Here is a 22,875-nt window from a genome sequence, read left to right on the forward strand (position 1 = left end):
ATTTTGTAATCAATAGTCAATTATGGTATCCTAACCCTGTTTAATCAAGCACAAATCTTTATAGTTATCGGCGAGTCTATCACGACGATTGAAGGTGAAACCTATGAAAAACATCCTAGTAGAGGAGTTTTCCCCTATTTGTCCGATTCAAGCTTTTGTCGAAGAGGATGAGAACGGCGTCTTTTTTTATTTGTGGGATTATCCAGGTGAGGAGCATGCCAGCATTCGCTCTTGTTGGGTAAGAAATTACGGACCTGCACCGGACTCGATCGATTTCGCTGCGATGGAGGATGGTCAAGCTCCCATGCTTCCACGCGATTGCTGCGCTCATCCGGATGGAGCAGACAGGCTGGACCCGGAGCAGCTCTCGATCGTTTGGCTGGAGGAAGGCGATGCAGCGGCACTTTTGTATGAGGATGAGGTGCTGTGTGTGATTCCCGGATGGGCTGGCCCTTCCCCGGACGGCTCGCACTATCCTTCGTATGCGCGAGATTGCACCGGAGAATCTGATTTATGCTTTCCGCTGGGAACACCGGAGTCGAACGCCATGTATGCTCGCATCGAGGCTGCCCAGCATTTTTGGGCGAGCTGGGACGGCAACCCTTGGCCTGACATCCAGCAGCAGTTCATGGACGCGATTACTTCGACTCTCGGCCCAGTTAAACAGTATTACGGCATTGACGGCGGACACTGGCCCCCGAAAGCATTGGTGACCATCGAAAAAGGAGATGTTACCTATGCGATGACCCTCGGCGTGTCCATTTTGCCTCAGCCAAAAGTCGAGCAGTATACAGAAGAACCGGAGCAATTACGCCGATTCGAGCTGGCCTTTGCCTGCGAAACCAAATGGCTCGCCCAAAACGAACAGCAATTGCTGGCCTACGTTAGCGGCCAAACCTCTCTGCCGTGGTCGTATATGACCTTCCTCGCACAGGGTCACACCATTCCGTGCCAGGAAATCAGTCAGATTAATAGCCGCTTCTCCTCTATGCTGCTCGCAAAACCTGAGGATGCCCCGCGCATTCCACTTCCACTCATGGCGGGTGATCCTGTGAATCTATTATGGATGATTCCGATTACCGCGGAGGAACAGCAGTATGCAGAAATGCATGGGTCTGAGCAATTGCTTCAGCACTCTGCGGGAGAAGGTGCAAGCTGGATTTTTAATGGGGTTGCGAAATTTAGGAAGGAAGCATGAAGTTAGAAAACAGTTTCTAGGGGAATAAAAAGGTTATCAAATGCCGAGCGAAGCTCTCAGCAGATGATAACCTTTTTGAGTAGCGTATCAATGATTGCAATAGCTACTCTTTACCATACATTATTGCCCAAATACATTGAGTTCAGCAGCACTTGTCCATGGGTTATTGTTTACCTCACTTAAGGCACGCAGTTTAATATAGCGACCTGTCTTGGCTGCAAAGCTGGTTTCTTTCAATGTAGTATCATTTGCAAAGGTACCTGTGGCTACAGCTGTTCCCCAATTTACTCCATCACTGCTGACGTAGAACTCATAGTTCTTGATCGTTCCGTTCACTTGACCATCTTGTCTGGGCAGGTAACTAAATTTGGAAATGCTATACGTTGCACCCAAGTCAATTTGAATCTCGTGAGGCATTGGAGCTACAGGGCTCCATTTCGTGTGCCAAAACGTGCTGTTGTTTCCATCAAAGGCTTTCGGAGCTTCATTGTACAATTCATCGCTGTCTACGTATTTTAGCGTCCAATTCGTTTTCGGAATCAGACCGGCTTCTCCTGCTGTGACTGCCACATTCATGGCAGAATTACTTGTGCTTGTTGTCGTAATCGTTACTCCCGATTTTTCTCCCGTGTAGGTGTTACTGTTCGGATTGGTGTCTGGACTAAAGGAGGCAGTATGATTGTTATTCGTGTAATAGAATGGGTCTTGATATTCACTCACGGATTGCTCAATGTCAATGAAAGGATGCGGGTCATTCGTGCTATTACTCATGGATTCATCAACGTGCCAAACCGCGATGCCTCCAGAAACTGTTTGCAAGCTAGCATCATATCCAACTTTTTCACGATTCTCAACTAAAAAATACGTATTATCCTTTAAAGGAACCTTTAAAACATTATAATTATTCGGGATGGCTTGTAACGTAAAATTGTTAGTGGCATTTACTACAGTTGGTGTGACAAATCCTAATTTTGCTTTTGACCAGGCATCCATATGAGTGGGTGTCGTTCCAGGTTCCTCCCCTTGGAGATTATTCCAGGTTCCATTTGCCATTATACTTAGACCACTCACATGATTATTAGCACCATAGAGATCCGGAAGGCCCAAGGAATGACCGAATTCATGAGCAGTGATACCCATCGTTGCCATATGACCAAATTGTTTTTCACCCTGCGTCGTATACATCCCTGATACTGTAACACCATCATGATTTGTGTTGGGAGCATACCACTGATGTGCCCAAATATTTGGCACTGCACCACCACTAGCCTCTTCATTACCAGCAAGAACAGTTACAATGTAGAAGCTATCTTTAGAGTCGATGACTTGATCATTATTTGTATCAAAACTAGCAAAGTTCACCACAGGATCCGCTTTATCCAGTGCATCTGTTATAACCGTCCTAATGTCTTTTCCCGATGTATCCGGATGGGCGTAATCTAATCTCACTTTCACAACTCCATCAGTGTGCGTACCATATATTTCGGATGCTGGGGTGATCTGTGCTTTTCCATTACTCACTTCATTATAGTAATTCTTTACCGACTTTTGATTTGCAGAAAAGAATTTGTTGCTCCAATCGTTGTCGTTATAGGCGATATCAACATCTGTAAATCCAATTAACAAAACTAGCAATTTTTGGGTTCCTGAAACTGGCGTGATACTTCCGTCAATATTTTTTTCTGACGATCCCGAGAATTCTTGTTGAAGCTCATTCAGGAACTCCTGTTTTTTATTTGCTTGAGGGTCGTACTCATTTATCCATTCCATTAAATTTTTCTCATTTACCGCTTCTGAAGGTTTTTCGTCAATTTTATATTTTATCCCCGTCGATTGCAGATCATCTGATGTAAGTTCAGCGTAATTCCAATATCCCTCCTGATCTTGTAAAAGTACATCGCCATCCTTTGTGCTCGCCCAATGGAACCATTCATCTCCATGCATCACGGCTTGAAACGATTCACCAGACGGTTGCTTCATTTTGACAACTCCATCATATGCGGGTGCGGCAAAAACATCCGTTTGAAAATACAAAACACAAATCAATGAAAAAACAGATGTGAACAGGCCTTTAAAACTTCTTTGCATAAATGTTCCTCCCGATTTAGAAGTTGTTATCCTGTGAGAATGGCTTCCTCTATAGATTCATGAAGATCGCCCCGCTTTCTATGGCATGCTGAATATTCTGTTGATAAATGGACCTGGTTCATACGTAGAATGAATCGACAGATCATCTATACAGAACTACCAGAATGCCCTTACCTACATTATTGGGAATTTTTGGTAACATGTTAACTTTTTCTATAAATCGGGGATTTTTTTTTATCATTAACTAATAAAGCGCCCCCGTTCGGGACTTTCACCCTAGAGCGACGCCCATGCTAGGTGTAATCGAGTAGGAGGGAGTGACTAACTCCCGTCCTCTCACACCACCGTACGTACCGTCCGGTATACGGCGGTTCATCAAGCTTGACGAAGAACAGAATATCGTTGTACTAAACTTTTCAGCCCTTGTTGTTGCCAGTATGCAACTCCGAGGGCTTTGTGTATTTGAGGAGTCTTTGTGGAACGCCACGCACCCTTTCGGGTGTTTGCAATTTCTATTGCTTGGACGTGTGATAAACCCAGAGAACGAAGTTCTCGATATCGGGTTTTTATTCGCTTCCACTGAGACCACAAGCAAAGTCGGAGTCTACGCCGTATCCATTCTTCGATGGATTGTAGAATTTTCTTTGCATCTGCAAGGGCGAAATATCCAACCCATCCCATGAGATACTGGTTTAGCTTCCGAATCCTTTCATCCATAGAGATGCTCCATACCGGATTTGTGATGAAGCGGATTTTCTCTTTCAACTTCAGAAGTGATTTTGGATGAAGCCGAATCCTTGCTTGCTTTGCGTTAGTGAAACTGAAACCGAGGAACTTACGTTTCCAAGGTCGATCCACTGCACTTTTCTGCTCATTTACTTTTAGCTTAAGTACCTTCTCCAAGTAGTTTTGGATACTCTCTTTTACCCGTTCTCCCGCCCGCTTTGTTTTCACGTAGATGTTGCTATCGTCTGCGTATCTACAAAAGCGATGTCCTCTCTTTTCCAGCTCTTTATCCAAGTCGTCAAGCAGGATGTTCGCCAATAACGGACTAAGCGGGCCACCTTGTGGTGTGCCTTCTACTGCCGAGAGGCAGACTCCATTGATCATGATGCCTGCTTGTAAGTATGCGCGAATAAGTTTCAACAAAGCTTTGTCTTTTACTTTTCGGGCAACCCGACTCATTAAAATATCGTGATTTACCCGGTCGAAGAATTTCTCTAAGTCCATATCTACGACAAAGCGATATCCTTCGGAAATATAAGATTGTGCTTGTCTCATAGCGTCATGCGCACTGCGATTCGGTCGGAATCCGAAACTGGATTCTGAAAAGTGGGGATCGAATATGGGAGTAAGAACTTGGAGAATGGCTTGTTGGATTAAGCGATCTATCACGGTAGGAATACCTAATAACCTTACCCCTCCGTCAGTTTTCGGGATTTCGACTCTGCGGACAGGGGAAGGTTTATAGGTTCCTTTCATAATCTGTTCTTTAATGGTTAACCAGTGTTCACGGATATAATCGCGCAGTTGTTCGGTTGAAACACTGTCGATTCCCGCCGATCCTTTGTTTCTTTCCACTCTTTCGAGCGCCACTAATAGATTTTCCCGTGATAGGACTTTCTCCAACAACTCCATGACGATACCCTTTCCTTCGCACGCATCCTTCTAGTCTTGTCGGTCAATACTCAGCCCTCTCTTGTACCCTCAGGGCTTCACCCTTATTCTCCAAGAGTAGTTCCTTACGGAATTCTGCTTCACAGTTTGATCACGAAAGTGATTAGCGGATGTGTTGACTTAATGTTCAGCCCTTCCCCGTTCAAGCGTCCTATACTTGGGTACTATGGCTTCTGCTGACTTCTGCATGTTCAGCGACTCCTTACGGAGACGGTTACCAACATTTGAAGGCACTTCATGCAGACCTCCCCAGGTAAGAACGATAACTTTCATCCCATGTACCTGCCCAAGTTTACTGCTGTATTCCTTGGCTGTATAGGGCTTCGTCTTGTTCAGCAGACTCGCCCGAATACAACAGCCTCAAATTGGATTCGTGTACCTCAGGTCGGGACTTTGCCGCCGGCTTCCTCCAGATTCCACCTCACGGTAGACACCCTTGCCTTGAGCTAACGGTTGGTACAGCCAACCCCCGTTCGGGACTTACACCCTAGAGTTATCGCCCATGCTGGGCGCACCGAAAAAAAGCCGATATTGCTGCGAGAGCAAATCGGCTGTTACGTCATTTATTGGCGGGACACTTTCACGAGCTTCCCTGTCGAAGCATCGATAAAGCTATAGCCACTCTTCCATTTACGTTGATAGACTAGTTGCGGTTCGGGAGCTCTTTGACCATCATACTGCTCCCATACGTAGACCAGCTCCAGGTCAATTTCTTGTTGGATCGTTTCTTTTGCTTCTGCTGCACTTATAATCTTTTTGGAATCTGGAAGGGTAACACCCGGGTTGAGTGGATGGAGGTTTAAATCGGTAATCGTGCCCGTCGCCTTGTCTACACCCACCATATAAAACTCGTCAGATACTTCGATCCCGTTGCGTTTTCCGTGAAAAGTGAATGAATACACTTTATCCTCTTCCTTATCCAGCTTGTTCTTGTCTACCCACTCCGGAATATCTTCTTCAGGAGACTCTACGATAAGCGTTAGCTCCGTTAACGCCGGGTCAAGATAAGGTACGAGTGCTGCGATCGCTTTTTTCTTCGCTTCCTCTACACTGATTTTCTGCTCTGTTTTTCGTTCGTCTGGGAAATTCAGATCGAAGTCGATGAGCCGATCACTCTGTTCATCTGTAATGAGGCTAACCATCTCAAATGCAGGAGTACCTTTATTTGAATCGTTCATCCACCGATAGGATTCGATTGTCTGAAGTCCTTCTAAAAGATTGTCCTTGTGATCATCGTATTCAAAGGTCGCACCAGAAACATCAATACCAAACTGTGTTTTCAGCCATTTCTCTCCTTGTTCGCGGGAAGCTATTTTGATGCTTTTCCCTTCTCCTTTTACATGAACACTCTCCCCTACCATTTCTGTTTCTTCCCCTGTGACTTTGCCGGTCAGAGCATCGATCCAACCAATGGTATTCAGTTGATAAATAAGCATCGGTTTCTTTTCTGCCGGTTTTCCATTTTGAGCATAGGAAATCGGTTGCTCCCATACGTATACCAGGTCCATCTTAAGCTTGTCCTTATAGATTTTGCTTGCTTCCTCAAGTGTTATCGCTTTTTTCGGATCAGGCCAGTTCACTTTGCTAGGATCGATGAAATGATACGCTTCATAGCGAATAATATGGCCAGCATGGTCAACGGATACGGAGATAGAGTTGTTGGACAGAGGGAGGTCATTGATGAGAGAGTGGTATTTCACAGTGGAGCGAGCCCATTCCAGCTTGTTGCCCTTCCCGTCACCTGATCCTGCTTTTCCCCTGCTGAGACTTTGTACGGCTTTTAGCTGTTTTGCTTCCGTACCGAATAAGTCCTCGATAAAAGTGGAAGCCTTCTCTCTGGCAAGCTTTTCTTCCGGATAATCGGCTGAAGCCCATGCTGGATTTTGGATATCCATGAAAAGCAGCCGGCCCGTCTGTGCGTCCAGCTCAAGGCTAACGGATGAGTATGCGTCATACTCTTTTTTTTCATCTGTTTTTGGCCTGTTGGTGAAGTGCAAGCTCCAGATTGGTTCTGGATAACGACCAAAGCCGTCTTCCTCATAATGTTTATCAATTAGTCGATACCCTTTCAACTCGGGAATCACCTCAAATAGCTTGTCCAGAGAATTCTGAACATCTTGGGAATAATCATTTTTTTGAGACGCTGCCTTTTTCACATCGCTTGCTGCTTGTACCGTTGGTTGATAGGGAGTCCAAGCAGGTGCAGAGGCAAGTAAGCACGCCGCTATAACCGTCATCATGGATGAATTGAGTTTCATTGGGCACCTCCAAATTGTATTCAGATTTGCGGATAAGTTCTGTTTGACCTTACCAAGGGTAAGACGGAAGGGCAATTATTCGCGTCACATATTATTCCATTTTTATTATATAATCCCTTATCTCTATTAAAAAACACGTCCTCGCGTTAATCGGCGAGGACGTGTAGTCTAAAACTGTATTTTCACGGAACAGCCCGTTCTATCTGACCCCCTGAAAAGCTCCCGTACCTTCGTTTCCGTTTTCTTCGTTGGAAAAGAGGAAGACTTATCCTGTGGTACTCCTCTCTGACACCGTCAACTGCGAGAAGGTTTGGCAGTTTCTTCAAACCGATGTATTCGTTTGTAGAACGTACTTCTAGGGATTCCCAGAAGTTTCGCCGCTTTCGACACATTCCCGTTTGTCTTTTGCAGCGCCTCGACCATTTGCTGCTGCATTATCTTATCGCGAAACGATAGAGAAGCCCGGTGCTCCTCCGTCCTCTGTTCAGGAAAGCTAAGGCTGGTAGAGACGCTTTTGCTCAGCTCTGCGCTTTGATGGAGCAAGGAATGCAGCTGATGTAAAAGGTCGTCGCATCTGTTCATAGAGAGAATCCGCAATTTATCCAGCACATTCATAAGCTCGCGAATGTTTCCTGGCCAGGTGTAATCCATCAGCGCGGCAAAGAATTCCGGAGGGAACACAGCATCCCAGTCATTCTTTTCACAGTAATGGTGAACGAGGTGCGGAATGTCTTCTGCCCTCTGCCTGAGTGCCGGAACATGCACGGGATAGACGTACAGACGATAAAAAAGGTCTTCTCGGAACTTCCCTTCTTTGACCAGTTGGTGGATATTGCGGTGCGTAGCCGCAATCACGCGAAAATCGACGGGTATCTCTTGGCTGCCGCCCAGCGGAGTTATTTTACGTTCCTGCAAGACACGGAGAAGCGCCACCTGCATGGAGTGCGGGATCTCCCCAATTTCGTCCAAGAAAATAGTTCCTTGGTGGGCAAGTTGGAATTTCCCCTTCGCTCCGGTTCGCTTCGCCCCGCTGAATGCCCCTTCCACATAACCGAATAGTTCGCTTTCCAGCAGCTCTGTCGGGATCGCGCCGCAATTCACCGCAACGTACGGCCCGCTTGCCCACTTGCTGTTCTCATGAATCGAACGGGCGATCACTTCTTTTCCGGTGCCTGTCTCGCCTAGGATAAAGACATTGATGTCCGCGGAAGCTACCCGCCCAAGCTCTTCCAGCGTCTTTCGAAATACACGGCTAGTGCCAGCCTCGCCGCGGAACCGAAACGGCTTGGCTGAATCCTTGTCCTGATAGACGGCCTGCCTCACCTGTTGCTCCCCTGCATTCAGAAGGTAGATACATTTTCCGATGAAACCACCGTGCTCCGCAGAGCAAATCGGCACTTCCATCCGATTTCGGTACCCGCGCATGTATATTTCTTCGGTACGCATTCCGCACCAATTCGGAATGTTCTGACGAATAAGTTTGCTTGCCGCGACGACTTTTTGACGAGGGTTGCAAATGATGAGCGGCTGTTCCTTTTCCAGTACTTCCATCGAACCCTGAATCAATTCCATCTCGTCGTGATGAGAGCGGAGCTTTACTTCTTTCTCCAGCGTATAGGCGGCCTGAGTGACAATCCCCAGCATGTATGGATGCGCCCGGTCAACCGGGCACGAAACGTCGAGGATACCCAGGACCTCCCCGTCATCGTTGCGTATTGGAGCGGCAGCACAGCTCCAACCATGGGAAGCTATGGAATAGTGCTCCGAGCCGGTTACCATAATCGGCTGCCCCAGCGACAGCGCCGTCCCAATTGCATTTGTCCCCATCTCGGCTTCCGTCCAGCGCACGCCCTCTACGAATCGTATTTTTTCGGCTACCTCCCGGACACTTTTGCTTCCTTTCATCCAGAGCACGTAGCCTTCTGGATCGATTAAAAGCGCGATCATTCCCATCTCGCTCGCGAGTCGATCCATTTTTTCGAGAAAAGGGGCAGCGACTTCCATAAGCATAGCATTCTTTTGCTGTTGGTGCCGGAGAGATTCCCCGCTCAGAATGTGCCTTCCCCGATCCAAGTACGGGCTGACTTGGGCGTTCCGGGAGCGATACCAAGATTCGATGATGGATTGGTGAATCCGTGAAGAATCCAGTACGCCTTCCTGAACGAACTGCTTCCACATCTGCGAACTTAATGCGAATTCAAACAAGATACATTCCCTCCCTCAGTAACTCGCCTGAAGTAACTCCTGCCAGAATGTATGCAAGGTCGTCTCCTTTTGTCTAAATTCTAATCAATAATGGCAGCGTTTACAATGGCCGCAAATCAAAATTCCCCCTGGGTTACAGGGGGCTTTTGGTTGAGTCGATGCTTCAGGCGTGTACGGCATGACCGATGGCAGACAGCAGAGCTTCGTGAACAGCTTCTGACAACGTCGGGTGAGCAGAAATGAACGTTTCCATCATATCCGCCGTCATTTCCCCGTGGATCATGACCGTTCCTTGCCCAATCAACTCCGTCGCCCGCGGGCCTACGATGGACACACCCAGTATTTCGTTGTATTCCGGTTCCGTGATGACCTTCACCTTTCCGATCGCTTCACCGAGAATGATTGCCTTGCCATTAACGGAAAACGGGAATTCTCCGATTCTTACGTCTCCGTATTGGGACCTGGCTTGCTTCTCGGTGAGGCCGACACCAGCGATTTCCGGCGACGTGTAGATGCACCTCGGTATAGCCCGATAATTGGCTTTGGCGTCCAGACCGCATGCATGCAAGGCTGCTACTGTTCCCTCATGAAAAGCGACATGGGCGAGCTGGATGCCCCCGACAACATCCCCGCATGCGTAAATATGTGGCACGTTCGTTTGCATATGCCCGTTTACGGAAATCCCTTGCTTGCCGAATGCTACACCCGCCCGATCAAGTTGCAGTTCAGCCGTCCGAGGCATCCTTCCGACAGCAACCAGCATGATCTCTGCTGTGGCTTCCCCGCTACCATCCGGATTCTTGAAACGAACGGTTTTCGTCTGCTGGTCGACCGACGTCAATGACGTGGAGGTCAAGATCTTCACCCCGGTTCGTTCCAGCTGATCTTGCAGAACACCCGCAATATCCGCATCTTCGCCGGGGAGAATCTGATCCGCCATTTCAATCACTGTCACGTCGCACCCCATGCGACTGTATATGCTAGCAAACTCGCATCCGATGACGCCCCCGCCGATAATCAGCAATGTCTCGGGAATCGCCGAAAGCGACATCGCGTGTCCACTGTGGATGATCCAACGACCGTCAAACGGAGCAAATGGTAGCTCCATCGGCTCCGATCCCGAAGCGATGATGATTTTATCGGCTTCAACAATTTCTTCTCCCTGATCCATCTTTACCGCTATTTGGCGTTGGCTGACAAAACGAGCCTTGCCCGTAAGCACCTTGATTTTGTTTTTTCTCATGAGAAATCTGATTCCCATGACGAGTTGCTCTACGATGTTGTTTTTGTAGCTCTGCACTCCCGGCCAGTCAATCGATACTTCCTGTTCGGGCATGCGAATGCCGAAGCGGCCGGCATGCTTTATTTTCTCGGCCATCTCGGCGGACTCCAGGAGCGATTTGGTTGGCATACATCCTTCATTCAAACAGGTCCCACCCAACACCCGCTGCTCGATCAGGGTGACCTGTTTGCCCTTTTGGGCGGCGACAATCGCCGCAACGTAGCCCGCAGGTCCCCCTCCGATCACTGCAATCGCACTCATCCCATCACGTCCTTCACAAGAGCATCCGGTACGGCTCTTCCAGGTATTTTCTCAGCGTGTATAAAAATTCGGCTGCCGGTGCTCCGTCCAGTACGCGATGGTCGAACGTCAGGCTGAGCGGGAGAATGCTCCGCCGCTGTACTTCCTCACCGATGAAGACAGGCGTTTCCTGCACAGCCCCTACGCCGAGAATGCCTGCCTCCGGCGAATTCAGCACTGGCGTAAAGAAATCAATTCCGTATGCCCCAAGGTTCGTGATGGAGAAGGTAGACCCTTGCATCTCTTCCATGCCAAGCGTCCCTTCCCGCGCCTGTGCAGCCAGCGCTTTGATCCGGCGGGAGAGGTCCAGCACCGATGTTGATTCTGCATACCGAACGACTGGAACGACCAGCCCTTGTTCAAGCGCGACGGCTATTCCCAGGTGGACGTGCCCGTACCGATGAATCCGGTCATCGATATAGGCGCTGTTTACTTGCTTGTGCCTTTGGAGAGCGAGAACCGTCGCCCTCGCGATGAGATCAGTTACGGTCAGCTTGATTTCGTGCTCTTTTTGAGTGACTTCGTTCATTTTCTTTTGCAAAGCGATCAAATCCGTGGCATCGGCCCGTGTGGTGATCGTAAGCTGGGCGCTTTCCTGCAAACTGGCCATCATCCGGGAAGCGATCACTTTCCGCATACCCGTGACAGGCAATTGCTCCGTCGTTTCCTCCACGACAACGGCAGGTGGTCTATCATCCTCCGCTGCTACAGCCTGCTTCGCCTCCCGGTCAGCGATCGCCTTTTCTACGTCTTCCTTTGTGATCCTGCCCACCGGTCCCGTGCCGATGAGGGATTCGACGGGGAGACCGGCCGCCTCGGCCAGCTTGCGCGCGACCGGGGAAATTTTCACTTCTTTCGCACTTGTCGGACTTGCCGCAATCGTGGCCGACTCCGTCATAGCCACGGGCTCCTCCAGCTTTTTCTCGAGAGCAACCGTCTCGAACGTCGCCGTTGCGGCCGTTTCCTCCGCGATTTGCTCGTTTGGATGACCGATATATCCAATGACCGTTCCAGGTGGCACACCCTCCCATTCCGAAACAGTGATTTTCAACAAAACACCGTTCGCCGGTGCTTCCAGGTCCGCTTCGATTTTTTCCGAGCTGATGCTAGCGATCACTTCTCCTTTGGATACCAGATCGCCGGCTTGTTTGTTCCAACGGGAAACCGTTCCCTCTTTCATCGCCATTCCCATCTTCGGCATGAGCACCTCGACTGCCATCGGTTTTCCCTCCGTTTTCTTCTTTCTTTCTGAATCAGACGCTCAGCAGCGATTTATCGCCAAGCAGTTCGGATACCACTTGAATCACCGTTTGCGGCGTCGGTAAATACAGGTCCTCCAGTACAGGCGAGAACGGCACCGGAGTATGCGGTGCTGTAATCCGCTTGATCGGCGCATCCAGACTGTCGAAGCCTTTATCCGCGACCAAGGCCGCGATGTCGGTCGCAATGCTACAGCGTGGATTCGCCTCGTCGATGACAATCAGCCGATTCGTCTTTTGAACGGACCCCAAGATCGTATCCTCATCGAGCGGCGACAGGCTCCGCGGATCGACGACCTCCGTTTCAATTCCTTTCCTGGCGAGCTGCTCCGCCGCCTCCAAGGCTGTATGCACCTGTTTACCGACCGCGACGATCGTCAAATCCGAACCGGCACGCTTGATGTCCGCCTTGCCGATCGGAATTGTGTAATAACCGTCTGGCACTTCCCCTGTCATGTTGTATAGCGTCTTGTCCTCAAAGAAGATTACGGGGTCATTGTCCTCGATGGATGCCAGCAGCAGCCCTTTCGCGTCAGCAGGTGTGGACGGAACCACCACTTTAATGCCCGGAATGGCCGTGAACAGAGCATAAAGGCTTTGCGAATGCTGCGCCGCCGCCCGGAATCCGGCGCCGTGTGTCGTGCGGATCGTAACGGGCACCTGTGCTTTGCCCCCAAACATGTACCGGAACTTGGCCCCCTGGTTCAACACCTGGTCCAGGCAGCTTCCGATGAAATCGTTGAACATCAATTCCGCAATCGGGCGAAGACCAGTGGTCGCGGCAGCCATCGCCGCCCCGATATAGCCCGCTTCGGTAATCGGGGTATCCAGCACCCGCTCTCGGCCGAACTCCTGAACGAGGCCTTTCGTTACCCCGAGAACGCCTCCCCATGCTTCTTCATCCTGCAAATGGTCGACCTGTGCCCCGCCAGCTACGTCCTCGCCCATCAAAATCACGTTTTCGTCTCTGCGCATCGCGAGTTTCATCGCCTCGTTGATTGCCTGCGACATGGTTATTTTTTTAGTCATGTTCCCTTCCCCCTTTGCTATCGTTTTTTCAGTACGATACGTATACGTCTGTCAACAGTTCGGACGGCTCCGGGTACGGACTGTTTTCCGAAAACGCGACTGCTTCATCGACCGCTTTGTCAACAGCTGCTTCGATTTCACCTAGCTCGTTTTCAGTAAACAGCTTTCCAGAGAGCAGATCGTTCTGGAATTTTCTGATCGCGTCTATTTCCGACAGATGCGCCTTCTTCTCTTCATCTTTTTTGTATTTCTGGGCGTCGCCCTCAAAGTGGCCGTAGTTGCGGTACGTCACGCACTCGATCAGAGTCGGTCCCTCTCCCCGACGGGCACGCTCGATTGCTTCCTGCGCTGCCTGATAAACGGCCAGCACATCCTTGCCATCCACTCGGATGCCGGGAATGTTGTAAGCGATCGCACGGTCCGCAATGGTTTTGCAGCTGGAGGCGTACGAAAACGGCGTGGCTTCCCCATATCCGTTGTTCTCTGCTACGAACACGGCTGGCAGCTTCCAAATGGCTGCCAGGTTGATCCCTTCATGGAACGTACCCTGGTTGTTCGCTCCGTCTCCAAAGAAACATACACTTACAGCGCCTGTCTGCTTGTACTTGGCTGTCAAAGCGGCTCCACAAGCAAGCGGATAGCCACCCCCGACAATGCCGTTTGCCCCGAGCATTCCTTTGTCCAAATCCGCAATGTGCATGGAGCCCCCCTTTCCTTTGCAAAGTCCCGTGGCTCTGCCGTAAATCTCCGCCATCATTCCATTCAGATCGCACCCCTTTGCGATGCAGTGTCCGTGCCCTCGATGCGTGCTGGTAATGGTGTCGCTGTCGTCCAGGTGCGCGCAAAGCCCGACCGCAATGGCCTCCTCCCCCGCGTATAAATGGACGAAACCAGGGATTTTCCCTTGGCCGAACAGGTCGTGCACCTTGTCCTCGAACTTCCGGATCTCCAGCATTTTTTGGTACATCCAAGCTGCCTTTTCACGGGACAACGGAATTCCTTTGACTTGCTGATCCACTTTCGTCATTTGCGTGTCTCCTCCTCGAACATGTTTTATTGGGGTCCGGCCTTTGACACAATGGATATCGCAAAAAGTATGCCAACCGTCGAAGCAGGTCACATTACGTTTTTTTGTAACCGCTTTACTTTTGGCGGGAAACAAAAGTGGACACCTGTCTCGTTTTGTCTCCTTTTGTACACTGGCTCACCGCGTGCCTTTGGAGTGTGGCAACGCAAAAAAACCTCCCGGCGTTATACCAGAAAGGCCTCATCTGCAAATCCTATTCTATTACCTGGAGCAGCCTTATGCCGTTCAAAATGACAACCAGCTGTTCGCAGAAAACTGGCTTTGATTTTTTGAACTATCGAACCCGGTTGGTCAATGGCAAGGTTGAACGAAAAAAGGCGCCATACGAGCTTGCGCTTCTCACCCCAGACCCGAGCCAATAAAAACCCCGCCCCTCATAATGAGAAGCGGGATCACCTATGTTTATTTGAATGCCTTTCCTGTTACCGCATCCAGCCTAAAGCCAGAAATCGTGTCCACCGTATAAACTAGAAGTGGCTTTTGTTGCAGCTTCCCATCTGTTACCGGAAGCACATACCCCAATTCAACCGGATGGCCCTGCAAAAATCGCTTGGCTGCTTCTTCCCTCGATATGACTGTATCCAATTCCGGAAACGATTCGGTCGGACTCGTGAAATAGTCCATAAAATTGACGATCTCCCCAGTTTGCCCATCCACATTGACGAGGTATTGCTGATCACCAACAATCACGCCATTATGAAGGACGTAAAAGGTGAAATTGTACGCTGTTGCAGAAGGCATCGACATCTGGGTCTCATCAATCTTTAATTCCTCCACACGGCTGTCCAGATAGGGCTGCAAAAACTCAACGGCTTTTTCCTTGGCCTCCTCATAGCTAAGCTGAGCATTTACTGGATTGTTCTGATGCTGGGTAGATCTGGCCGTCTCTGTACCACGCCGCACCTGAAAACCTGTAATTACCCCGTTGTTTGAGTAAACGGTGATTCTGCCTTGCCCTTTCTTGGCCTTGTAGGACGTCATCTGCTCACCCTCCATCGTCTTCTTACCACTAGTGAGGATAAATTCGTCCAGATTCACGTGAAACTGTTCCGCCATAGCCTTTGCAACTTCTTCCTCCATTTGCACAGCGACCTTCTTGCCTCCAGGCGTTACCGGAATGGAAGCGGAGTACCGGCTTTTATGCGACGCTTCCCCCCATACCTCTTCTCCTGTCACCGCATTCACGTATCCAGTCGTCTGAAGAGAGTACGTCAGCGATGGCTTCCCAGTATGTCTCGAACTCGCAAAATAGGTAAGCTCCATGAGCGACGCCACTTTCTCAGTGATCTCTTCTTCGGACAATACAGCGTCCGGTTCGGCAAACGACTCCGCAGATATTTGCAGTGGCGCGGCGTCGAACGTATTGACATACGTCACACCATTACGATTGACACCAACGACGTATCGGTCTGAGAAAACGGGTAGCCCATTTGCATAGCGCGTATAGGTCATCGCATCCCAATCAGTGCCACTGGACTGACTCGCTTGGTATTGCTTGAATTCGTCTCCCAACAGCGCTTGTAAAAAGGCAGCAGATACTTGCTTCGCTTGTTCTTCTGTAGGCGAAGGGGCCCCTTCATTCATCGCTTTCTCATTTTCGTAACGGCTCATTTTCCCCGTGACTGCTACCATCTCTACAGATACGTACCGCTGTTCCCTTCCTTGCTCCTTTTGATAGAAGACAATCTCATAGATTCCATCTTCTTTTCCGATGACTTTGGGTTCTATCGTCTTTAATTCCGGAACGAGATTGAACAGCTTTTCCAAGGTTTGCTTCGCGGCAGGGGATACTTCCGCCAACTTCAGCTGCTGACCCTTTAACACGAGCGGAGCCTCTGGCTGCGTCGTCATGATAGATTCCGGATTGGTAATCAGCCGGGTAAAAATCGGCGCCAGCAAAAAGACTGCGAGCAGCACAGCTGCGGATAATCCCAATCGAACTGTCGTGCGTCGCGTTTTGCTTCTGCTTCGATGCTGTCGATCGACTTCGATCAGCTTTCTTTCCAATGTGTGCAAAAACTCGCTCCGGGGGTCTGCATCCGGTCTGTTCCGAAATTCCTGTAACACTTCTTCATCGCTAGGAAATTTCATGCACACCAGCCCCCTTTTCATAAGTGTGTAACGCCGTTTCCTTTACCATCTTCATCGCACGGTGAAAGTCTACCTTGACCTTCGCCTCTGTGCAGCCGAGAATTTCCGCTGTTTCCTTCACCGTATACTCTCTGATTCCCCGCAATACGATGACGTTTCGGTACTTGGGCTTCAGTTGCAGCAGCGCTTTTTCAAGATGAGTACGTTCCTCTTTATCCTGCAGCTCTTTTTCCGGCAAACCCTCTGAGCTGGGCAACAGCTTTAGCAAGGTCCCGGCAAAAATTGTTTGCAGCCGTTTCTTTCTGTATTCATCGATGGCAACATGCTTGGCAATATGCAAAATCCAAGTGCGCATACTCGAGCGCTCCTCAAATCTGTGCAAGGATTTAATGACGCGCACAAACACTTCTTGGGTCAAATCCTCTGCGGCTTCCCGACTTCCATTAAAATGATAGAGATACTGATAGACTTCTTTGGAATACATCCTGTATATCCCTGATATGTCTTGCTGACCTCGATCTTCTCGAGCATCCAAGGCTTCTTCCTCCTCTTCTCGCGACAGGACATGATGGAATCCCGCTTCTCATGATAGAAAGCGGGATCGAATACAATTATTTGAATGACTTTCCTGTTACCGCATCAAGCAAGAAGTAAGAAACCGTGTCGATGGAATAAACCAAACTTGGCTTTGCTTGCACCTTCTCATTCTGAACAGGGAACATGTACCCGAGCACAGCAGGACGGTCCTTCAAAAAGTGCTTGGCGGCTGCTTCTTTGGAAATGGCGGTCTTTTTGTCCGGGAACGGAGCAGATGGCTTCGTAAAGGAGTTCATGTAATTCACGATTTCCCCGGTCTGTCCGTCTACGTTGACGAGGTAATTCTGATCCGTAACAATCACGCCGTCATGCAGCGCGTAGAAGCTGAAGCTGTATGACGTTGCAGATGGCATCCTGATCTCTTTTTGATCGATCTTCAGCTCTTTTACACTAGAGTCGAGGTACGGCTGTAAAAACTGCACCGCTTTTTCCTTGGCTTGCTCGTACGAAAGCTGGGCATTTACCGGTTTGTTGCCATGCTGTATATCATTGGCCATCTCGACTTTCCCACGGACTTGAAAGCCGGTCACTTCGTTGTTGTTCGTATAGACCGTGATTCTGCCATCTCTTCCCTTGGACCTGTAAATCGTTTCCCCTTCCCCTTTCATTTCCGCCAGGGTATGCGTATCCTTCTCTAACGTGATTCCATCCATCTGGATTTGAAATTCTTCTGTCAGCACGCTCATAGCTTCATCAGCATTGCTAGCTGTGAGCTTTTTGCCGCCTGGCTTGACCGCAATGACATCCGAGTAACGGCTTTTAAGGGAAAAGGCACTCTCGATTTCTTCTCCTGTCACAGCATCCAAGTATCCGGTCGACTCCAGCGAGTATTTCAAAGCCGGCTTTCCTGTCTCCTTTTTATGCGCGGAATACGTAAGCTCCATGAGCGAAGCTACTTTCCCCGTCACTTCTTCTTTGGACATTACCTTTCCTGGCTTGGCAAACAAGGAAGAGGCTGCTCGGAGCGGGGCGCCTTCAAACGTGTTCACGTACATCACACTCGAACCGTTGACACCAACGACATAACGATCGGTGAAAACAGGTACACCATGCTCATGGCGCGTGTAGGTAACAGCATCCCATTCACCTTTTGTTGTCTGAGTGGCTTTGTACTTTTTGAAATCATCGCCCAAGAGCTTTTGCAAAAATGCCGCAGATTTTTGTTTGGCCACCGCTTCCGATGGCTGATTGTTTTGCTTCTGCATCTCCTGTTCGTTTTCGTAGCTATGCAAAGCACCAGTCGTTGCATCGAGGACCACCATGGCATATAGCTCCATCTTGCCCGGGGCAATTCTCTTGTCAAAGCGCAGTTCATACACGCCGTTTTTCGGTCCGTTCATCTTTTTGTCCATATTTTTTAATTCAGGCTGGATGGTGTAGAGTGTTTGAAGTGTTTTTTCTGCTGCAAGTGAGAGCTTCATCTGCTCTTGATTGTCCACAGCTTGTACGGTCATTGTCGGGTGTTGCAGCCATACCGGAGTTGTCGCCAACAGGCTTGCCATGAGTAACGTGCTTGCCAATTTCTTTGTATGTTTCACAGTTGTTCCCTCCCAAGGAAGTTTGTGTTTGTTTTTTGTCCTATGTAATAGTCGGAAAAACCACCGGGAGGTTACAAAATAAAAAAACCACCCTTTCAGGTGGCGATTTTCATGACCCGTGAGCAGTAGATAGAGACTCTTCTGGTGCCTCTGTTTGAAAATGTTCTCCCCATTCTCGTAAATACTCAATGACAGGTCCCAAGCCTTGCCCTAGCTCGGTCAATTCGTACTCTACTTTTGGCGGAACGACCGGATACACTTCACGCTTGACGATTCCTGCTTCCTCCAACTCCCGCAATTGTTCTGCCAGCATTTTATGATTCACACCGAGTATATTTTTCTTTAACTCTCCGTACCTTTTTTTCCCTTTGAACAGCTGACAAATGATGGATACCTTCCATCTTCCCGCAAAAACCGAGACGGCAAGTTCGATTGGGCAAGGATATTCTTTTCCATTTAATACGTACCTCATCGCTGGTTTCTTCTTCATCCCACACACTTCCCTTTTGGTAAGTATTAACCGAAAAAGTGCGTACTTACTTTTCTTTAGTGTATTCGGTATGCTTATTTTTGTAAAACACTTTTAACGGAGGGAGCTCATCATGCATAAAGATCAAATTATAGAAGCCTATCAATTCAGACATGCCTGCAAAGAGTTTGATGCAGCTAAAAAAATTACAACGGAAGACTTTGACTTTATTATGGAGACAGCTCGTCTGTCGCCTAGCTCCTTTGGTTTTGAACCATGGAACTTCCTCGTGCTGCAAGAGCCGACGCTTAGAGAGAAGCTGTTACCCGTCGCATGGGGTGCACAAAAACAACTCCCGACCGCAAGTCATTTCATCATCGTATTGGCTCGGACCAAACAAGAAATGGCCGCTGATTCCGAATATATCCAACATATGATGAAAGACACGCAAGAGTTGCCGGAAAACGTCGTACAGCAAAAAGGCGCTGCTTACGATCACTTCCTGAAAAACGATTTCTCCGTGTTTGATGACGAGCGAGTCATGTTCGAATGGGCATCCAGACAGACCTACATCGCGCTTGGCAATATGATGACTTCTGCTGCGATGATCGGCATTGATTCCTGCCCCATTGAAGGCTTTGCAAAAGAAAAGGTTGAGGACATCCTTGCGGCGGAGGGGCTGCTGGACAGAGAACGTTTCGGCGTGGCTTGCATGGTGGCTTTTGGCTATCGGAAAAATGAACCCCGTGCGAAAACCCGACAAGCGAAAGAAGAGATTATTCGTTTTATCGGTTAAAATTCAGGATTGGTTACACGTAAAAAGCATTCGTATTCCGAATGCTTTTTGGCGTTCATCGTGACAAAAAAAGTAGTCGCCCGCAAAAGCAAGCGACTATCTTCCTTACCTATTTACTTACTCATCCGTATACTGAAAGCCTACGATGCGACCTGCTTCATCCACAGATATCGTGATTCCCTTGCCTGTGGCTGGACGGAACGTCACGTCTGCTGTCACAAAGCCATAGTCATAGTCTTCAAAACTGGAACCGCCACCGCCCCGCTCGACCTTTTCCTCTACTTTTTACTGGCTTGATTGATCACCCACCAGCTGTTTTAGGAAAGCAGCTGCTTTCTCTTTTGCCATCTTCTCGGCAGGGAGCTTTTTCGAAACCCAATCTGGATTTTGGATCATGACTTTGCTCAATTCGTTTGTACGGGCGTCCATGATAACGAAAGCTTCTGCGCGAGGGGTCGGACTGTACACTCGTTTTTGCGTTTCCATCATTTTCAGGAGTTGCCAGTTACCTTCGATGCCGTAATCATCATAATCGGAAAACTGCGCAGTGTCCGGGAAAAGCTTCGTCACCTCGGCTATTCCCTTTTCCACCTCAGGGGAAAACTTGCTCTGCTCCACACCCGCTGGAATGCTCACTTCGAATATTTTCTCATCAAATGCGGGTTGGAAATCCACCTTGTCTACGGTGTACGAAAATGCTTGTGCTTGATTGTGGGTGAAGGTCCGCTTGAGCAGCAGCCCTGTTTCTTTGTCGATCCACAGGTCATCCTGGTAATGATGAGGCTTGCCATTGATTTTCGCCTCTTCTTTTTTCGCGACGTGATACACAGCTCGATTCAACAGTTGTGCTTCCTTCACGGTGATCTCCACCTTCGAATCTGGCAGCGTCACTTTCAAGCGACTTAGCTCTCGCTTCGTCTTGTTGATTTCATTATCGTATGGGCCAATCGTTGCGGAGTGGACAAATCCTCTGCCGCCTTCTTGATACGCTGCCACCTGTCCCGCCTTCCCTACGGCATGCTGAACCCTTTTCCCATCTGAGATTTCCTCTCTCCATTCGCCTTTGATCGTGTTATCCCATGTTTTTGCCTTTTGGGTCTGGGTATCCTGCTTCACTTTCGATGTGTGCGTGGATTCGATGTACATGGAGACTGGCTGTTTTTTATCCATTTCTTTGAGAAGCTGATCAAAAGTGATCGCTTTCGCTTTATTCGCAGCGGCTACCATGTTAGTTTGTGCCTGTGCGATCCCGAATGGGGATACTGCTGAGAGAAGGAGTGCTGCCATGCTCACGGTAACAAGTGCTAGCTTTTTCATGTCGGTTCATCCTTTCGACTCGTTGATTGCTGTTCACTTGTTACGATCCTCCTCATGCACAGCTTGTGACACATCCCCCAGAAAAAATATATTTTTCAAATTCCTGTCACGTTTTCCGCCCCGGCAGGATCATCCCTTTTAGCAAATCGCTAGTATACATAGGGAGACAAACCACATGAAATTTCAAATGATCAACCACGCTTCGTTTCTATGGGAACACGATTCCATCAAATTATTGACCGATCCTTGGCTTACGGGAACTGCCTTTGATAACGGCTGGGGCTTATTAGCCAAAACCCGCTTCACCTCTGAGGATTTTGCCGAGATTACGCATATATGGTTTTCTCATGAGCATCCAGATCATTTTCATCCACAGAGCCTGCGAACCATACCCGAGGAGTATCGCAAGCGAATTACGATCCTCTACCAGCAGTCAACCGATAAAAAAGTGATCGATTGGTGCCGTGCCTTTGGCTTTCAGCAAGTCATTGAGCTCTCCCCGGACAAATGGTACTCCTTGTCCGACGATATCTCTGTTTTATGTCGGCCGTTTCCTGTCGGCGATTCCTGGCTGTGCATCAAGACAGCTGATATGACGATCCTGAACCTGAACGATTGCGAGGTCAGCACCACACAGGAAGCCAAGGATATCCTGAACCGTGTCGGTGACATCGATCTAGTATGGACGCAATTCTCGTATGCGGGATGGGCTGGGAACAAGGAAGACTTCCTGCTCCGCAAAAAACGTGCTATGGAAAAGCTCGCCCGGGTGAAAAAACAGGTGGAAGTCCTTCAACCTCTCTACGTGATTCCCTTCGCCAGCTTCGCCTGGTTTTGTCACGACGAAAACTATTACATGAATGATGCGATCAATAAAGTAGACAGTGTGTACCGCCTATTGCTAGAAGAAACGGATGCCAAACCAATTATTTTGTACCCCGGGGATACGTGGACGCCACATGAAGCCCATAATCCTGCAAAAGCGCTCGCCCTCTACGCACGCGACTATGAGAAGATGGCTTCCTCTCCTACTCTTCTTCCTTCGATCAAAATTGAATGGGACATGTTACTCGAGGCTGCCTTGGACTTCAAGGAACAGATTCGGAAAAATAATCATTCGCTGTTTCTCTCTATCGTTAGGCCCGTTACCTTTTATTTGTCAGACTATCAAAAGACATTTCGCTTTTCCCTAGCAGATGGGTTGATCGAATCCCCATGCGATCCACTCGATTGTGATGTGGAGCTGTCATCTGAGGCTCTGCATTATTGCTTCACCCATTTGTGGGGATGGAGTACGCTACGCATCAATGGCAGACTGCAAGCGCCAAAAGGTCGGAATGCCCGTTTCAAGCGCTTTGTCATGCTCGGTCATGTTGCACAGCTAAACAATTTCGGAATTTATATGGGGTGGAACGGGGCATTTTTGCGTTTTGCGTTAAATTATTTGAGAGAGAAGGTTCGCAACCGTTATATTACGACAAACAATATATGAAAATAGGTAATTGTACTCATTTTATCGTAGTTTAAATAGGTGTATTTTATCCTGGTTCCCTTGGGCATGTAAGAGAGGGTGGTATTATTAGAATATTCAAAATTAACCTCCCGTATTCCCAATATTATACACCCCATGATAGAATCGGAAAGGAAATTCCGTACATTTCCAATTATGTATAAAAAGGTGGAT

16 protein-coding genes are annotated in these 22,875 nt (G+C 48.7%); 3 read left to right on the forward strand and 13 right to left on the reverse strand.

Annotated elements, in window-relative coordinates:
- Nucleotides 1–103: 103 nt before the first annotated feature.
- Nucleotides 104–1,198 (forward strand): suppressor of fused domain protein, encoded by a 1,095-nt coding sequence (locus ACUUHJ_RS27630; protein WP_289674720.1) that lies wholly within the window; start codon nucleotides 104–106, stop codon nucleotides 1,196–1,198.
- A 120-nt stretch (nucleotides 1,199–1,318) separates the two neighbouring features.
- Here ACUUHJ_RS27630 and ACUUHJ_RS27635 read toward each other — a convergent pair whose 3' ends face one another.
- From ACUUHJ_RS27635 to ACUUHJ_RS27690, 12 genes are all read right to left on the reverse strand, one after another.
- Nucleotides 1,319–3,286: a M6 family metalloprotease domain-containing protein gene (locus ACUUHJ_RS27635; protein ID WP_289674721.1), complete on the reverse strand. Its 1,968-nt coding sequence runs from the start codon at nucleotides 3,284–3,286 to the stop codon at nucleotides 1,319–1,321.
- 375 nt (nucleotides 3,287–3,661) lie between these two features.
- Nucleotides 3,662–4,924 (reverse strand): group II intron reverse transcriptase/maturase, encoded by a 1,263-nt coding sequence (ltrA, locus tag ACUUHJ_RS27640; protein WP_106834678.1) that lies wholly within the window; start codon nucleotides 4,922–4,924, stop codon nucleotides 3,662–3,664.
- A 602-nt stretch (nucleotides 4,925–5,526) separates the two neighbouring features.
- Nucleotides 5,527–7,221: a YcdB/YcdC domain-containing protein gene (locus tag ACUUHJ_RS27645; RefSeq protein WP_472300558.1), complete on the reverse strand. Its 1,695-nt coding sequence runs from the start codon at nucleotides 7,219–7,221 to the stop codon at nucleotides 5,527–5,529.
- Nucleotides 7,222–7,515: 294 nt separating this feature from the next.
- The gene (locus tag ACUUHJ_RS27650) at nucleotides 7,516–9,399 is read right to left on the reverse strand and encodes a sigma-54-dependent Fis family transcriptional regulator (protein WP_472301246.1); all 1,884 of its coding nucleotides are present in this window, start codon (nucleotides 9,397–9,399) and stop codon (nucleotides 7,516–7,518) included.
- Between the two features lie 190 nt (nucleotides 9,400–9,589).
- The gene (gene lpdA / locus ACUUHJ_RS27655) at nucleotides 9,590–10,969 is read right to left on the reverse strand and encodes a dihydrolipoyl dehydrogenase (RefSeq protein ID WP_289674723.1); all 1,380 of its coding nucleotides are present in this window, start codon (nucleotides 10,967–10,969) and stop codon (nucleotides 9,590–9,592) included.
- A 13-nt stretch (nucleotides 10,970–10,982) separates the two neighbouring features.
- Nucleotides 10,983–12,227 (reverse strand): dihydrolipoamide acetyltransferase family protein, encoded by a 1,245-nt coding sequence (locus tag ACUUHJ_RS27660; protein ID WP_289674724.1) that lies wholly within the window; start codon nucleotides 12,225–12,227, stop codon nucleotides 10,983–10,985.
- Between the two features lie 34 nt (nucleotides 12,228–12,261).
- Nucleotides 12,262–13,296 carry an alpha-ketoacid dehydrogenase subunit beta gene (locus ACUUHJ_RS27665; protein WP_015893387.1) on the reverse strand — a complete coding sequence of 345 codons (1,035 nt, stop codon included), beginning with the start codon at nucleotides 13,294–13,296 and terminating at the stop codon, nucleotides 12,262–12,264.
- A 28-nt stretch (nucleotides 13,297–13,324) separates the two neighbouring features.
- Nucleotides 13,325–14,323, reverse strand: coding sequence for a thiamine pyrophosphate-dependent dehydrogenase E1 component subunit alpha (locus tag ACUUHJ_RS27670; RefSeq protein ID WP_142498129.1), 999 nt, complete (start codon nucleotides 14,321–14,323; stop codon nucleotides 13,325–13,327).
- A 462-nt stretch (nucleotides 14,324–14,785) separates the two neighbouring features.
- The gene (locus ACUUHJ_RS27675) at nucleotides 14,786–16,474 is read right to left on the reverse strand and encodes a YcdB/YcdC domain-containing protein (protein ID WP_472300560.1); all 1,689 of its coding nucleotides are present in this window, start codon (nucleotides 16,472–16,474) and stop codon (nucleotides 14,786–14,788) included.
- Nucleotides 16,461–17,009 (reverse strand): RNA polymerase sigma factor, encoded by a 549-nt coding sequence (locus ACUUHJ_RS27680; protein ID WP_472300562.1) that lies wholly within the window; start codon nucleotides 17,007–17,009, stop codon nucleotides 16,461–16,463. The genes ACUUHJ_RS27675 and ACUUHJ_RS27680 overlap by 14 nt, the downstream gene beginning before the upstream one ends.
- A gap of 76 nt (nucleotides 17,010–17,085) precedes the next feature.
- Nucleotides 17,086–18,609: a YcdB/YcdC domain-containing protein gene (locus ACUUHJ_RS27685; RefSeq protein ID WP_472300564.1), complete on the reverse strand. Its 1,524-nt coding sequence runs from the start codon at nucleotides 18,607–18,609 to the stop codon at nucleotides 17,086–17,088.
- Nucleotides 18,610–18,718: 109 nt separating this feature from the next.
- Complete coding sequence (locus ACUUHJ_RS27690) at nucleotides 18,719–19,099, reverse strand: winged helix-turn-helix transcriptional regulator (protein WP_472300566.1); 381 nt, start codon at nucleotides 19,097–19,099, stop codon at nucleotides 18,719–18,721.
- Nucleotides 19,100–19,211: 112 nt separating this feature from the next.
- Here ACUUHJ_RS27690 and ACUUHJ_RS27695 point away from each other — a divergent pair, with 112 nt between their 5' ends.
- Entirely contained in the window at nucleotides 19,212–19,874 is a 663-nt protein-coding gene (locus ACUUHJ_RS27695) for an NAD(P)H-dependent oxidoreductase (RefSeq protein ID WP_472300567.1), read from the forward strand.
- Nucleotides 19,875–20,159: 285 nt separating this feature from the next.
- Here ACUUHJ_RS27695 and ACUUHJ_RS27700 read toward each other — a convergent pair whose 3' ends face one another.
- Nucleotides 20,160–21,191: a hypothetical protein gene (locus tag ACUUHJ_RS27700; RefSeq protein ID WP_472300568.1), complete on the reverse strand. Its 1,032-nt coding sequence runs from the start codon at nucleotides 21,189–21,191 to the stop codon at nucleotides 20,160–20,162.
- Between the two features lie 175 nt (nucleotides 21,192–21,366).
- Here ACUUHJ_RS27700 and ACUUHJ_RS27705 point away from each other — a divergent pair, with 175 nt between their 5' ends.
- Complete coding sequence (locus ACUUHJ_RS27705) at nucleotides 21,367–22,683, forward strand: MBL fold metallo-hydrolase (protein ID WP_472300569.1); 1,317 nt, start codon at nucleotides 21,367–21,369, stop codon at nucleotides 22,681–22,683.
- Nucleotides 22,684–22,875 lie beyond the last annotated feature (192 nt).

It is taken from the genome of Brevibacillus schisleri (assembly GCF_055685845.1).

Bases quoted from the DNA above. Each gene is read 5' to 3' on its own strand.
- ACUUHJ_RS27630 (WP_289674720.1), top strand. From the start codon at position 104: ATGAAAAACATCCTAGTAGAGGAGTTTTCCCCTATTTGTCCGATTCAA.
- ACUUHJ_RS27635 (WP_289674721.1), bottom strand. From the start codon at position 3,286: ATGCAAAGAAGTTTTAAAGGCCTGTTCACATCTGTTTTTTCATTGATT.
- ltrA (WP_106834678.1), bottom strand. From the start codon at position 4,924: ATGGAGTTGTTGGAGAAAGTCCTATCACGGGAAAATCTATTAGTGGCG.
- ACUUHJ_RS27645 (WP_472300558.1), bottom strand. From the start codon at position 7,221: ATGAAACTCAATTCATCCATGATGACGGTTATAGCGGCGTGCTTACTT.
- ACUUHJ_RS27650 (WP_472301246.1), bottom strand. From the start codon at position 9,399: ATGTGGAAGCAGTTCGTTCAGGAAGGCGTACTGGATTCTTCACGGATT.
- lpdA (WP_289674723.1), bottom strand. From the start codon at position 10,969: ATGAGTGCGATTGCAGTGATCGGAGGGGGACCTGCGGGCTACGTTGCG.
- ACUUHJ_RS27660 (WP_289674724.1), bottom strand. From the start codon at position 12,227: ATGGCAGTCGAGGTGCTCATGCCGAAGATGGGAATGGCGATGAAAGAG.
- ACUUHJ_RS27665 (WP_015893387.1), bottom strand. From the start codon at position 13,296: ATGACTAAAAAAATAACCATGTCGCAGGCAATCAACGAGGCGATGAAA.
- ACUUHJ_RS27670 (WP_142498129.1), bottom strand. From the start codon at position 14,323: ATGACGAAAGTGGATCAGCAAGTCAAAGGAATTCCGTTGTCCCGTGAA.
- ACUUHJ_RS27675 (WP_472300560.1), bottom strand. From the start codon at position 16,474: ATGAAATTTCCTAGCGATGAAGAAGTGTTACAGGAATTTCGGAACAGA.
- ACUUHJ_RS27690 (WP_472300566.1), bottom strand. From the start codon at position 19,099: ATGAAGAAGAAACCAGCGATGAGGTACGTATTAAATGGAAAAGAATAT.
- ACUUHJ_RS27695 (WP_472300567.1), top strand. From the start codon at position 19,212: ATGCATAAAGATCAAATTATAGAAGCCTATCAATTCAGACATGCCTGC.
- ACUUHJ_RS27700 (WP_472300568.1), bottom strand. From the start codon at position 21,191: ATGAAAAAGCTAGCACTTGTTACCGTGAGCATGGCAGCACTCCTTCTC.
- ACUUHJ_RS27705 (WP_472300569.1), top strand. From the start codon at position 21,367: ATGAAATTTCAAATGATCAACCACGCTTCGTTTCTATGGGAACACGAT.